This window comes from Pseudomonas sp. OVF7 (genome assembly GCF_030644265.1).
GTDB classification, from domain to species: domain Bacteria; phylum Pseudomonadota; class Gammaproteobacteria; order Pseudomonadales; family Pseudomonadaceae; genus Aquipseudomonas; species Aquipseudomonas gorinensis.
Map to the genome: position 1 here is coordinate 4980900 of NZ_CP128996.1, position 12054 is coordinate 4992953.

At 56.1% G+C, this 12054-nt stretch carries 14 protein-coding genes and 1 tRNA gene; 5 read left to right on the plus strand and 10 right to left on the minus strand.

Features of this window, described 5'->3' with window-relative positions:
- Positions 1-51: 51 nt before the first annotated feature.
- Together QU606_RS22430 and QU606_RS22435 are read left to right on the plus strand one after the other, a co-directional pair.
- Entirely contained in the window at positions 52-210 is a 159-nt protein-coding gene (locus tag QU606_RS22430; RefSeq protein WP_168233656.1) for a hypothetical protein, read from the plus strand.
- A gap of 5 nt (positions 211-215) precedes the next feature.
- On the plus strand, positions 216-842 hold the full coding sequence (locus QU606_RS22435) for a helix-turn-helix domain-containing protein (RefSeq protein WP_069076485.1): 627 nt from the start codon (positions 216-218) through the stop codon (positions 840-842).
- A 57-nt stretch (positions 843-899) separates the two neighbouring features.
- On the opposite strand, the gene QU606_RS22440 is transcribed toward QU606_RS22435, so the two are convergent.
- The 5 genes from QU606_RS22440 to QU606_RS22460 form a co-directional block, all read right to left on the minus strand.
- Entirely contained in the window at positions 900-1412 is a 513-nt protein-coding gene (locus QU606_RS22440; RefSeq protein ID WP_081329432.1) for a hypothetical protein, read from the minus strand.
- A 439-nt stretch (positions 1413-1851) separates the two neighbouring features.
- Positions 1852-2121 (minus strand): hypothetical protein, encoded by a 270-nt coding sequence (locus tag QU606_RS22445; RefSeq protein WP_069076486.1) that lies wholly within the window; start codon positions 2119-2121, stop codon positions 1852-1854.
- 142 nt (positions 2122-2263) lie between these two features.
- Positions 2264-3013, minus strand: coding sequence for a hypothetical protein (locus QU606_RS22450; protein ID WP_069076487.1), 750 nt, complete (start codon positions 3011-3013; stop codon positions 2264-2266).
- A 344-nt stretch (positions 3014-3357) separates the two neighbouring features.
- Positions 3358-3516, minus strand: coding sequence for a hypothetical protein (locus tag QU606_RS22455; RefSeq protein WP_304997539.1), 159 nt, complete (start codon positions 3514-3516; stop codon positions 3358-3360).
- Positions 3517-3784: 268 nt separating this feature from the next.
- The gene (locus QU606_RS22460; protein WP_024076104.1) at positions 3785-4372 is read right to left on the minus strand and encodes a TetR/AcrR family transcriptional regulator; all 588 of its coding nucleotides are present in this window, start codon (positions 4370-4372) and stop codon (positions 3785-3787) included.
- A 189-nt stretch (positions 4373-4561) separates the two neighbouring features.
- On the opposite strand from QU606_RS22460, the gene QU606_RS22465 reads away from it, so the two are divergent.
- The 3 genes from QU606_RS22465 to QU606_RS22475 all read left to right on the plus strand — a co-directional run bounded on the left by QU606_RS22465 (position 4562) and on the right by QU606_RS22475 (position 7454).
- Positions 4562-5350: an SDR family oxidoreductase gene (locus tag QU606_RS22465; RefSeq protein ID WP_304997540.1), complete on the plus strand. Its 789-nt coding sequence runs from the start codon at positions 4562-4564 to the stop codon at positions 5348-5350.
- A gap of 117 nt (positions 5351-5467) precedes the next feature.
- The gene (locus QU606_RS22470) at positions 5468-6466 is read left to right on the plus strand and encodes an NADP-dependent oxidoreductase (protein WP_304997541.1); all 999 of its coding nucleotides are present in this window, start codon (positions 5468-5470) and stop codon (positions 6464-6466) included.
- A 175-nt stretch (positions 6467-6641) separates the two neighbouring features.
- Positions 6642-7454 carry an oxidoreductase gene (locus QU606_RS22475; protein WP_304997542.1) on the plus strand — a complete coding sequence of 271 codons (813 nt, stop codon included), beginning with the start codon at positions 6642-6644 and terminating at the stop codon, positions 7452-7454.
- Between the two features lie 97 nt (positions 7455-7551).
- Here QU606_RS22475 and QU606_RS22480 read toward each other — a convergent pair whose 3' ends face one another.
- From QU606_RS22480 to QU606_RS22500, 5 genes are all read right to left on the minus strand, one after another.
- Positions 7552-8013 carry an anti-virulence regulator CigR family protein gene (locus tag QU606_RS22480; protein ID WP_150054335.1) on the minus strand — a complete coding sequence of 154 codons (462 nt, stop codon included), beginning with the start codon at positions 8011-8013 and terminating at the stop codon, positions 7552-7554.
- Between the two features lie 485 nt (positions 8014-8498).
- On the minus strand, positions 8499-10124 hold the full coding sequence (locus tag QU606_RS22485; protein WP_102625313.1) for a methyl-accepting chemotaxis protein: 1626 nt from the start codon (positions 10122-10124) through the stop codon (positions 8499-8501).
- 579 nt (positions 10125-10703) lie between these two features.
- A complete protein-coding gene (locus QU606_RS22490; protein ID WP_236645986.1) occupies positions 10704-11036 on the minus strand; it encodes a glycoside hydrolase family protein in 333 nt (110 codons plus the stop codon).
- 37 nt (positions 11037-11073) lie between these two features.
- Entirely contained in the window at positions 11074-11289 is a 216-nt protein-coding gene (locus tag QU606_RS22495; protein ID WP_236645987.1) for a hypothetical protein, read from the minus strand.
- A gap of 651 nt (positions 11290-11940) precedes the next feature.
- Positions 11941-12031, minus strand: a tRNA-Ser gene (locus QU606_RS22500).
- Positions 12032-12054: the final 23 nt, after the last annotated feature.

Sequence of the window (12054 nt, forward strand, 5' to 3'; positions counted from 1 at the left end):
AAGCATTACTGTGGAGCCACTGAGTCACCCACGCATCACGAGACCGCCCCCATGCACACATCCGCTACCGTCATCGACTTCACCCTCCACCGCAAACGCCGCCAGGCACGAGCTGCGGCCGAGTTGATGTGGGCGATGTACGCAGCGCGTGCCGGGTTGATGCTGTTCACCGCCCAAGCTTCCCTGCCCAGCGACACTCGCCGGGCGTAAGGCCGATGAGTTTTCTGCACGTGATTCCCGAAGCACCTGAACCGCTGCCCAAGCCCAGCAACGACGATGACGTCATCAGCCTCTGCGTGGCGCATAACCTGCAACGCCTGCGCAGCAAGCGCCACTTGTCGCTGGACGGCCTGGCACGTGCCTGCGGCGTCAGCCGGGCGATGTTGGCGCAGATCGAATCCGGGCGCAGCGTCCCGTCGATCAAGGTTCTGTGCAAGATCGCCAAGGGCTTGAAGGTATCGGTGGCGGCGTTTCTGGAAGACCGCGCGTTTGAAGGGGTTGAGGTACTGCCGGCGCAACGGAGTAAGCGCCTGGTGAGTGCTGACGGGGCCTTCGTCAGCCGCGCGTTATTTCCATACGATACGGCGCGCCAGTCCGAATTCTATGAGATTCGCCTGCGCGCCTTGGGCGAAGAAATTTCCGCAGGCCACGGCCCGGGCATCCAGGAAAACCTGGTGGTGGCCCAGGGCGTGCTGGAGGTCAGCGTCAACGACGAGCGCTATTTGCTTTCCACTGGCGACTCGATCCTGTTCTATGCCGACCAGCCCCACCGCTACCGCAACCCATCGGACAGCGAGGCGGTGGCGTTTCTGGTGATCACCTATCCGGAACGGTTGGATTAATTTGCGCCAAAAAAAACGCCCCGGATAATCGGGGCGTTTTTCAGCATGCAGAACCTGTCAGCAGGTGCAGCACATCATCGGCATGCCGTTGCAGCTCATCATCATCGGCATGGCGCAGTCGTTCATCATCTTGTTCATCAGCATGCAGCAGTTGTTCATCATGTCCATGCTCATGCCTGGCATCGGCATCATTTTGCAGAGCATGCCGTCAGCCTGCATCGTGCATTCCATCACGCACTTCATCATCGGCATCGACATGCCCATAGGCATCATCATCGGCATGTTCATGTTCGACATCATGGCCATGGCGTCGGCCGACATGCACATCATCGACAGGTTGGCACACTGCATCATCATGGGCATGCCACAGTTCATCATCATCGCCATCATTTCGGCGTTGGTCTTGAACTGAGCCATATCCATGCCCGCTGCCGGCTTCATGGTGCACATCATGGCGTCGCTGGCCATTTCGCACTTCATGGTCGCCATCATCATCGGCATGCCCATCATCGGCATCATCGGCATCATTGGCATGGAGGTGTTCATTGGCATCTGCATGGCATTCATCATGTTCGAAACTCCGTAATCGACAGGAAATGAGTAAGTTCTGGGGCCGATTCTAGAGCGCGGGTGTCACGACGCAAGAAGGTGATCCAGCAGCGGAAAATGACGTTTGAGCGGGTTTCAATCGGATAATGCAGCCCTCCTTGTTGCGATAACGTCGATTACAACGCTGCAACTTCCAAGGTGGCTGCTATCAAATCAACTATATCGCAATAGATATTCGATCGGGCAATAGCCCCATTCCTGAAGGAAATAAACGATCTAACTGGCGCGAACAAATTCTGGCGAGGCGTCACACCGGGCGGTGCTGCAATTCCAGGGTGATACTGACTCGCCGCGTGAAGATGATCAGGATTTCCACCCATCCCTTGCCTCGACGCCGACGTGCAACTCGGGCAGCGACGAGGCGACTCAAGACATTGCCGACCCAAGCTGAGCCCGGTGACTAATCGGCAGACGGCTCCAGTGCGCGCATAAAATCGTCAGCCTCTGACCCCGCCGGGAATCTGAAACCCTGCATTTCATCGGTGGCCAGGATGTCGCTGAGCACGTCACGCAATTGCATCTCCGTCGGCGAATCTCGCAGCACCGTGTGCGCGTTCAACAGCAGCTCGGCAGCAACCCCATGGACACGCGCGGCGTCGATCACCGCAAAGAGCATAAACCGCAGGCGAATCTCGCGATCAGTGGGCCAAACCGTTTTTCGCTTACCCAAGGTAGGGCCTCATATTTAAGAAAAATCCGAGGCTATTGCCGACCGGGAAGCGTTTCAAGTTGCGAGATGCAAGATAGGCCATTTCCTACAGAGGAAACGGAAGCACCGCACTATCTGGCGCAGAGCGCAAGGTCGGGGGATTTCATTGCACCGGCAGGAAATTCATCAATAACAGGCTTTGCGCATAGTTAAGGCCAATACGTCGGTAGCGCTCATCGAGCATCTGGGTCAGCAGGTCGAGGCGCGCGACGATCTTGCCGAACTCCACCGCAAAACTGAGGTTGCTGCCCTCCTCCGAGATCTCGTTAGAAAACAACAGCAGCACGCCATTGGCATCCTGGCGTTGGCTGAGCAACCAGGTTGCCTTCTCGATGTTGCGCGCAGCGTTATTGACGAACTGCGGATTGATCGAGTCGGAAATGTAGAACTGCGTGCGCCCACCGTGTGCGGTGACGAGCATGCTGCCAATCGCGTAGATAAACGCCCCCACCCGGTCGCCGCGAAACTCAGGGCTCAAGGAATAGCTCAATGCCGCCAGGTCACGACGATCCCCCAGGGCGGGCAATGGTTGACGATTCTCGATGGCCTTGCGAATTTCCCGCGCCGCGCTCACCGCGTCCGGGTACCCCGATTGACGCCACTGGTTGGGGTTACGCAGATAAAGTTTGTTCATCAATAGATACAAGCTTTGCAGGTTGTCGCGCATGCCCAGGGTGGCCATACGATCGACGCTGGTCTGGAAGAATTCATCGGGCTTGCCGTTACTGAATTGCTTGGCGATATCGCGTCCCTGCTGCTGAGTGCAAGCGCTGGCACACCCCATCAACACGACCGCCAGCAGCAACGGCCGGCGCGTCCAAAAGGCGGTAAAAACAGGCAAAGTACGCGGCATCGGCACCCGATCTAGTTGTTCTGGCCACACGCAGTATGAGTGTCGCTGGCACAACGATAGATCCAGAAAACTCGAAAAAGTGCAGAGGGGCGGCAGAAAACCCGGCGCCGGGCCGGGTTCGCTGGGCTCAAGCGCTTGAATCAGTTGTCAGGATGCTCGCTCGCCAGCGAGTTGGCGGCGTCGACATCAGACATCTCTTCTTCAAGTGGTGCCCTATCCTCTGGGGGGCAATGCTCGGCAGCCTGGGCCGGCACGAACAGTGCTGGAGAATCTCATCCCTACAGGGCGTGGCCGCCAGGAACCCGCCGAAAACGGCTGGCTTGGATGGTAGATAGACAGCCAGGCTACGTCGAACGCCCGGCATTACGGCCATGTTGTTTTTTTACGCCTTTCCCGCCCCTTCGTTCATATTGATGGTGAATAAACCAGACGACCAAGAGCAGTCCCGACAGACCGATAATGAACAACAACAGCTCTATTGCGGCACCTTCATGTGAAAACATGTTTCGTTCCTCGTCCTGAAGTATCGCGCCTCAAAAACGGGCGCTTCCGAAATTGTTAGTAACAATTCATACATTTTCAGGGTAGACGCCAACGTCGGAGGTGACAACCCCAAAAACCTCAGAACCCTTGATCTAGACACGTCACTCGTCGAAAAACCTCCGCACCCATCGCTCGAGGCAGGGCAACCTCCACGCAATGAGGGGGGGGGGGGGGCATTGCCGCAGCGTTACTGACGCCGGCAACTCGCTGGGACCGTGTCCCAGCCACTTACAGGCTGTTTTTCTCACTCAATGGCAATGATGCAATGATCTCAGCGCGGCACGTTTCCAGTATTTCATCGGCGAGAGACGAATCATCCGGACACGCCCGTGACAACATGACGGCACCGATGGCATGTGCCAGCAAGTTGATCATTTTTGCCCGAACGTCTTGCCCCATCGTATCCAGCCCCTTCAGGTACTTTTCCTCAAGTGCTGCCAGCGTGCTCTCTAATCCGTCCGCAAAGGTCGCCTTCAGCTCATTTGACTGACGAGCAGCGTCACCACATAGCGCTGCCATCGTACAACCCACTCCCCTGCCGTCCCTGTGATCCCTCGACACGTAAAGATTTACAAACCCGGGAAGGTCGAGATCGCAGGTACTCGTGAGAGATTTTGCAAGACTGTTTTCTGCGGCTTCAGCCATCAAATCGGCCTTAGAGCCAAAGTGCTTGTAAAAGCCTCCCTGGGTAAAACCGGCAGTCGCCATGAGTTCTGCCACACCCACACCATCATAGCCACGCTCACGAAACAGCTCTGACGCCGTCTCCACTATATGGGCTCGATTGGCGAGCGATTGCGTCTTGGTGATCTTCATTTCGCGCCCCTGGGACTCCTGAACAATGGCCTGACTATACTCTGATGTCGATCGCAATCAAAACCGTTGACAGCATTGATTATGATCGACATCATAAAAACACCGCCGCATGTCTCTGGGGCTGCGCGCAGGGCTGAACAGCCCTGGGAACTGCATCGCTTATCCACGTCCACTCAAGAGCATTCATTTATGAGCATCCCTGAAACCGTACTGATTACCGGCGCCTCGACAGGCATTGGCGCAACCTACGCCGAGCGTTTTGCCCAACGTGGCCACAACCTGGTACTGGTTGCCCGCGACAAAAGCCGGTTAGACGCACTGTCCTCCCGGCTGCGCGAGCAACACGGTGTTTCCATTGACGTGGTCCAGGCTGACCTGACTCAAACCAATGATCTGATCACCGTCGAAGCTCGCCTACGTGATGACGCCCGTATCGGCATCCTTGTAAATAATGCCGGAGCCGCGCAATCGGGCAGCTTCATCGAGCAATCCACCGACAGCATTGCCAACCTGGTCGCGCTCAACACCACCGCATTGGTACGGCTCGCCAGCGCCATCGCCCCACGCCTGGCACACGCCGGTAATGGTGCGATTATCAATATTGGTTCGGTCGTGGGGCTGGCACCGGAATTCGGGATGAGCGTCTACGGTGCGACCAAGGCGTTTGTCCTGTTTCTATCGCAAGGGTTGAGCCTTGAACTCTCGCCCAAAGGCGTCTACGTGCAAGCTGTACTCCCCGCGGCCACCCGTACGGAAATCTGGGAACGTGCAGGTATCGATATCAATACCCTGAGCGAAGTCATGAACGTGAGCGACCTGGTCGATGCTGCGCTGGTGGGTTTTGATCGTCGCGAGCCGGTGACCATTCCGCCGTTACAAGACGCCGCGCGTTGGGATGCTCTGCAGTCTGCCCGCCAAGGTTTGCTTTCAGAGATTCGCCAATCGGTAGTCGCCGAGCGCTATCAAGCCCAGGTGTGATTGCCACGCTGCAAGCGGTGATACGCATACGTTGAGGTAAAGGCGCTTGCTGCAAAGGTTCTAACATTACGTTGGGGTGCGCATGCTGCCAGCCCATTGAAGCCAGAGAACTGAAGCATGAAAGCCTTCCTGATCGACCGCTACGGCGAGAACCATGGACATATTGGCGAGGTACCGGTACCTGAACCAGGCATCTACGACGTGCTGGTCAAAGTACATGCCAGTAGCGTCAATGTGCTGGATTCGAAGATTGCCAAAGGCGAATTCAAGCTGATCCTGCCGTATTCATTCCCTTTGATCCTGGGTAATGACCTAGCCGGCGTCGTGGTTCGCGTGGGGTCGGGCGTGCAGCACTTCAAGCCGGGTGACGAAGTCTATGCACGCCCACCCGAATCGCGCATTGGCACCTTTGCCGAGATGATTGCGGTGGAGGAAAGTGCCCTTGCGCTGAAACCCAACAATATCACCCTGCAAGAAGCGGCTTCTCTTCCCTTGGTTGCACTGACCGCCTGGCAGGTGCTGGTTGAAACAGCCCGGTTGAAGAAGGGGCAAAAAGTCTTTATCCACGCAGGTTCCGGTGGAGTCGGCACAGTGGCCATCCAGCTTGCAAAACATCTGGGGGCCTTTGTTGCGACGACGACCAGTACAAGTAACGTGGCTTGGGTTAAGGCGTTGGGAGCAGACGTCGTCATCGACTACACGCAGCAAAAATTCGAATACGTCTTGCGCGACTACGATGTCGTATTGAGCAGCCTCGGCCCGGTCGAGCTGGAAAAATCACTCAGTATTCTCAAGCCTGGCGGCCAGCTTATTTCTATCTCTGGGCCACCGACGGCGGAGTTCGCAAAAGAACAGAAGCTGTTCTGGGGGCTGGGTTGGGTAATGCGCCTGTTGAGCAGTGGCATACGCAGAAAAGCCCGCAAACAGAACGTCAGTTATGCGTTCGTGTTCATGCGTGCGAGCGGCGCTCAGTTGAAGAAAATCACTGCGCTTGTCGAGTCTGGCGTTATCACACCTGTCATCGACCGGACCTTCCCTTTCGAGTCAACGGCTGAGGCCTTGAGTTATGTGGAACGGGGCAGAGCCAAAGGTAAGGTGATCATTAAGCTCATATGACTACAACGAGTACTCGATAACTGAAGCTCAGGGCGAGGGCTCATGTCTTTTGCAGTCAGACGTGTGCGAGCAACACAGCCAACAGGAGTCTGGCGCCCATTAATGCTGGAGCAATAACGTTGAACTCACACCTTGCTATAGCCGAAAGCAACTCACGGACACACTGGAGCACCCAATGAAAACCTCTTCCGAAAGAACCGCGATAGTGACCGGTGCATCATCCGGGATTGGCCAAGCGACTGCCGAGGCTCTGCTGCGTGCTGGGTATAGGGTATTTGGCACGAGTCGCAAGGCTGGTGCCAGCCCAACACAGGTATCCATGCTCACCTGCGATGTGACAGACGACAACTCTGTCAGTGCTCTCGTCTCCAGCGTGCTCGCCCAGACCGGGCGGATCGATCTGTTGGTCAATAATGCCGGCATTGGCCTGCTGGGCGGCGCCGAAGAGTTCTCGATCCCACAGGTGCAGGCATTGTTCGATGTCAATCTGTTCGGCGTAATCCGTATGACCAACGCGGTATTGCCTTCGATGCGACAACGTGGCCAAGGGCGCATCATCAATATCGGATCTATTTTGGGATTAATACCCGCGCCCTACTCCGCTCATTATTCGGCGGTCAAGCACGCTCTAGAGGGCTATTCGGAATCCCTTGATCACGAGGTTCGAGCCTTCGATATTCGCGTCTCGGTCATCGAGCCGGCATTCGTGCGTACCGTTTTCGATCAAAACAGCATTGAACCGGACGCGCCGTTGAAAGAGTACGACCAGGCTCGATCAGGGTTCCGGGCACTACTCGACGAGGTGATGCCAAAAGCCGATCTTCCTGACGTCGTGGCAGCGGTCATAGTCAAAGCGGCGACCGATTTCCAGCCTCAGCATCGCTACACGGCCGGCAAGACAGCGCGACAAATCAGTCTGCTGCGCCGCTTTGCCCCCGCAGGATTCTTCGACAAAGCCCTGCGTAAGCAATTCCGCCTGCCGGTTTGAGCAACACGCCCTGGTGTCCGCGACTATCGGGCTAACACTCAGGGTTGAGAGCAAGCATTACTGCGCAGGGCGACAAGATCATCGAACCGCTATCGCCTTAATTGAATGCTCCGTTGAGCACCTCGTAAATTATGCCGGAGGCAATTGCTACCAATATCAAATCAGTGCCCGCTTGTTGCCACTCGTAGCCGTCGTAATGGGGCAACCTGCCCAGCAACCGGCCATCCAGCTTCTTGGCGATGCCTGGAGGAAGAGGTTTTCCCCTAGCCAGGTTCTTTTGTATTCCGGGCGGCAGTGACGGACCTGGGCGCCAATAGTCACGATAGCCACCAACCACACCCAATACACCGCCCCGGTCAATGCTAGGCCCGCGCGCCCAATCATCCCCGCTCGAACCTTTCCCCTTGTTACCCTGGTTGCCATGGCCTTGACCACCTTGGGAGTTGCCTTTTCCATTGCCTTGGCCCTTCCCATTACCAGGGTCGGCCACAGCCGCCACAGAGCCAACAGCCAAAGCAAGGCAGGTAACAGCGGCTACAAGCGAGCGAGATTTAAACATGACCGTTTTCTCCAAAAGGGATTACCCCTTGAAAGGTAGACGGTATTGTCGGTTTTAGTTTCGCCTTCTTCCGACTCGCTGCATCCGGTGGTCAGGGCGGCGCCTATCTGGGGTAAGACGCGTGCCCCTCCATCGGCTGGCTCGGCATATACCTGTCCGGGCATCGGCGGACATGCCCTCTTCTGCCACTACCAGCAAGGCCCGACCGAGTAACCGAGACGGTTTACCGACGTGGCGCGCAGATCGTAAAGCCATCCGGCTAACCGTAACTCGCCACGAGTTGCGGCAACTGCCTGAAATGATGCGGAAACGATCATATTTTCAGAGGGCGGCGGTACCAGCCCCCAGAAACGCAATAGCCCCGCAGTGCGGGGCTTTCATTTGAATCTTGGCGGGAAACCAGGGATTCGAACACTCGCAAACGTAATCACCTCCGATGAGGGTGCGACTGATATGGCAAGTACAGGCCAGGACAACGACGCATGTCATACCTTGAAGCGCGCCACCAGATGATTGAGTTCAATAGCCAGGTTGGCCATCTCACTGCAGGCGCTGGCGGTCTGATTGGCACCTGCCGAGCTCTGGATCGACAGTTCTCGGATGCTGGTCAGGTTCTGATCCGCCTCGCGGGCCACCTGAGCCTGCTCTTCGGAGGCGGTGGCGATCAGCAGGTTGCGATCATTGATCTGGGCTATGGCCTCAGCGATTTGCTTGAGCGACAGGTCGGCATTCTGCGCCACAGAGATTGAGCTGCTGGCCATCTGGGCACTGACGTTCATGGCGCCCACTGCCTGGGTCGAGTCCGCCTGAATCGCGCTGATCATCTGTTCGATTTCCTGGGTCGACTGCTGGGTGCGGTGGGCCAGGGCACGCACTTCATCAGCCACCACCGCAAAGCCGCGACCTTGCTCGCCCGCGCGGGCAGCTTCAATAGCAGCGTTAAGCGCCAGCAAGTTGGTCTGCTCGGCAATCGCGCGAATCACTTCGACCACCTTACTGATGTCCTGAGCTTTGCCTGACAAGGCCTTGACCTGGTCACCCGTGCTGGCCACGTTGCTGGCCAGACTTTCGATGGCTTTGAGGGTCTGCGCCACATTCTCGATACCCGAGCGCGTGAATTCCATGGACTCGCGGGAAGATTGGGCGGCGGCGTCGGCATTACGTGCCACCTCGTCCACCGCAGCGCTCATTTCGGTCACTGCCGTCGCGGCCTGATTGACTTCATCGTTCTGTCGCACTAACCCGCGACTGGCCTCTTCGGTTACAGCAGTCATTTCTTCAGAGGCTGACGCCAATTGGGTGGAAGAATCGGCGATACGAGCGATGGTTTCCCGCAGGTTGCCCTGCATCTTCGCCAAAGCGGCCAGCAGGCGACCGGCTTCATCACGGCCAATGATCACGACCTCCTTGGACAGGTCGCTGCCGGCGATGCGCTCGGCCACGGCCAACGCATCGCTAATGGGCGTCGTAATGCTGCGGGTCAGCATTGCAGCCAGCACCACGGTAAGTATGACGGTCGCCACCAGCAAGCCAATCACCAGCGTCACACCATTGCTGTACGTCGCGGCAGCATCCAGACCTGAACGCTTGGCGCCCTCATCGTTGAAGTCCGCAAGCTTGTTCAGGTTGTCTTGCAGGGTATTGGTCATCGGACTGATGCGGGTGTTGATCAGGGCAACAGCTGCGGCGTCATCACCACTTCGCAACAAAGGTTCCAGCTCATCCAACAGCTTGAAATACTGCTGCACATCGCCTTCGACTGCCCGGTAGAGCTCATTCTCTGCCGGCCCGGTAACCAGGGGCTCGTAATGGCTGATGGTGTCCTTCAGCGTACTGCGGTAGCCGCTCAACGAAGCGATGCGGGTTTGGCGCTGTTGTTCGTCAGTGGTCACGGTGATACGGATACTTTCCAGACGCAGACGCAAGACGCCCACCTGCATCTTGCCAATCTCACGGATGCTCGCCATCCAATTAGTTTCGACATCTTGCTCCGACTCTCGAAGCTTGCCCATTTGCATCACGGCGACAATGCCCAGAGCAAAAACCACTAGGACAATGAGTGAGAAGAAGGCGGCAGACCTTGGAGCCAGATTCATATTCCTGATGTTCATTTTTATCTCTCTGAGGAAGGTCGGTACAACATGGACGCTACTTCGGCAGCCAACATCCGTAAAAGTCGAACAATGCCGCCAACGCATCCACCGGCTCGATTTCTCGTGACTTCGGAACCTGAAATTCACAAGCGGAATCAGTCAGCTCGAAGAATTGATGTCATATAAAGATCGTTGTAGTTCAGCAGGCTGGCACTCCTCACGCGAAACCGGGCAAAAGCTGCAGAATGGATGGAGTCTGTTTGCTCACTGCCTGTCTCCCGCTCATAACCTGTCGCCTCTGGTGGACAGGTTATGAGCCGCTGGCCAAATAGTGGCTTATTGACACCAATGCAACCATCAGATCATCCCTATTCAAATGTAGGAATACTGGAAAAGCGGTTAGGGAAATCCCTACTCCAATGCGCGGGTCACAAAGTGTCGAAGGTCAGTTTTTGCTAGCGACCAACCAAAGCTGATCTGGCCTATCTGACCAGGCAAAAACTCAGAACTCTGATGCGAACAGAAGCCGGAGAAAACAGCCTCGGGAAATTGGTTAGGGAGATAACAGAAAGGGACGTGCGCCCCCACTCCAAATACTTACTGATCAACAAGCACGGGAAACGGATGACGAAGGGTATGTTGCGTTTGCGCTGGGACACTTTCCGTAATGCCGTCATGACAGTGCTCCCCCGCCAAGCGGTACTGCTGGATCAGATCATCAAGCCGGTATTCACACAGGCCATACCCTGCACCAGGCAGGCTTACCCAAATATTCCGGCACTTTTCGATTGCGGTTCCGACCCGACCTGCATGCACGTCCGGTAGTGCGCGGCATTCGCGGATGTGCTGCAGAGCCAGCAGGTCCTGGCTGATCGGGCTGAAGTCCGACAGGGTCAGCAGCGTTCGGCAATACGGCCAATCTTTGAGCATCTGCTGGTACCGGCCCGAGGCATTAGATGTCAGCCCCTTACTGTTGATGACCTTCGAGCGTCGTCCCTTTGCGAAGGGGGTGATCACTGAAATCCGTGAAGATCTCAGGCTTCCTGTCGATGCCCGTCACGATGACGTCGTAGCCATCCAGGGCGGTGGCCGGCGATGTGCTGGTCCCTTCGGACCAAGTGAGCATATCGAGGAAGGCCAACGCGTCACGACTGCCCGCTTGGATAGCTGAAATTCGTGCCATTGTCTTTTCTCCAGGCGAAAAAAAACCGCATACAAGGCGGGATCAAGGGTAAAAACCAACTCAGTTGGATAAGGTTGGCAAGATGCTGTATTCAAACGAATTTGGCCAAAGACCCCGTCGCGACAAGAAGTTCCGCTCCGTTATTAATTGACAGCCTTTGTGTAGGGGCACATCGCTATCATCTTCGCCAAATTAACCCTACAAGGAACGCGTCAATGGTGTTGAGACCCACCAAAACTACCAATCACCACGGATGGGTTTGGGTCTACAAAAAGATAAGAAGCTTCGGCTTCTCTCGATTTACAGCATTTTACCGGACGTCCCTCTATGTCCTTCGAGGAGACACGGGGTCATTTAAATACAAGCATGGTTGGTCAAAATTTCGTTTCCGCCGTTGATCAATTCCGATCAAGCTATGGTGGTTTACTGTCAGCCTGCTCGATTACGGAAACATCGATGGGGCCGTAAAGGTATCACCAACAAACCGGCCACCTGCAGCGAAAGCGGTAGCCCCCCTGCAAGAATGCCAACACCCAAGGTATGCACAAAACCTTCTGAGTTGGTGGCGATGATGGCGGTGCCAACCGCCGCTTGCCCCCCAAACCCCAGAAACACAAAAGCCCCGCATTTGCGGGGCTTTCGTTTGAATCTTGGCGGGAAACCAGGGATTCGAACCCTGGAGACGCTATTAACGTCCGCCGGTTTTCAAGACCGGTGCATTCAACCACTCTGCCAATTTCCCTTGTGCGTCACAGGATTATAGTA

Excerpts from the sequence above, each read along its gene's own strand:
- QU606_RS22430 (WP_168233656.1), top strand. The coding sequence starts at position 52 with ATGCACACATCCGCTACCGTCATCGACTTCACCCTCCACCGCAAACGC.
- QU606_RS22435 (WP_069076485.1), top strand. The coding sequence starts at position 216 with ATGAGTTTTCTGCACGTGATTCCCGAAGCACCTGAACCGCTGCCCAAG.
- QU606_RS22440 (WP_081329432.1), bottom strand. The coding sequence starts at position 1,412 with ATGATGAATGCCATGCAGATGCCAATGAACACCTCCATGCCAATGATG.
- QU606_RS22450 (WP_069076487.1), bottom strand. The coding sequence starts at position 3,013 with ATGCCGCGTACTTTGCCTGTTTTTACCGCCTTTTGGACGCGCCGGCCG.
- QU606_RS22455 (WP_304997539.1), bottom strand. The coding sequence starts at position 3,516 with ATGTTTTCACATGAAGGTGCCGCAATAGAGCTGTTGTTGTTCATTATC.
- QU606_RS22460 (WP_024076104.1), bottom strand. The coding sequence starts at position 4,372 with ATGAAGATCACCAAGACGCAATCGCTCGCCAATCGAGCCCATATAGTG.
- QU606_RS22465 (WP_304997540.1), top strand. The coding sequence starts at position 4,562 with ATGAGCATCCCTGAAACCGTACTGATTACCGGCGCCTCGACAGGCATT.
- QU606_RS22470 (WP_304997541.1), top strand. The coding sequence starts at position 5,468 with ATGAAAGCCTTCCTGATCGACCGCTACGGCGAGAACCATGGACATATT.
- QU606_RS22475 (WP_304997542.1), top strand. The coding sequence starts at position 6,642 with ATGAAAACCTCTTCCGAAAGAACCGCGATAGTGACCGGTGCATCATCC.
- QU606_RS22480 (WP_150054335.1), bottom strand. The coding sequence starts at position 8,013 with ATGTTTAAATCTCGCTCGCTTGTAGCCGCTGTTACCTGCCTTGCTTTG.
- QU606_RS22485 (WP_102625313.1), bottom strand. The coding sequence starts at position 10,124 with ATGAACATCAGGAATATGAATCTGGCTCCAAGGTCTGCCGCCTTCTTC.
- QU606_RS22490 (WP_236645986.1), bottom strand. The coding sequence starts at position 11,036 with ATGCTCAAAGATTGGCCGTATTGCCGAACGCTGCTGACCCTGTCGGAC.
- QU606_RS22495 (WP_236645987.1), bottom strand. The coding sequence starts at position 11,289 with ATGGCACGAATTTCAGCTATCCAAGCGGGCAGTCGTGACGCGTTGGCC.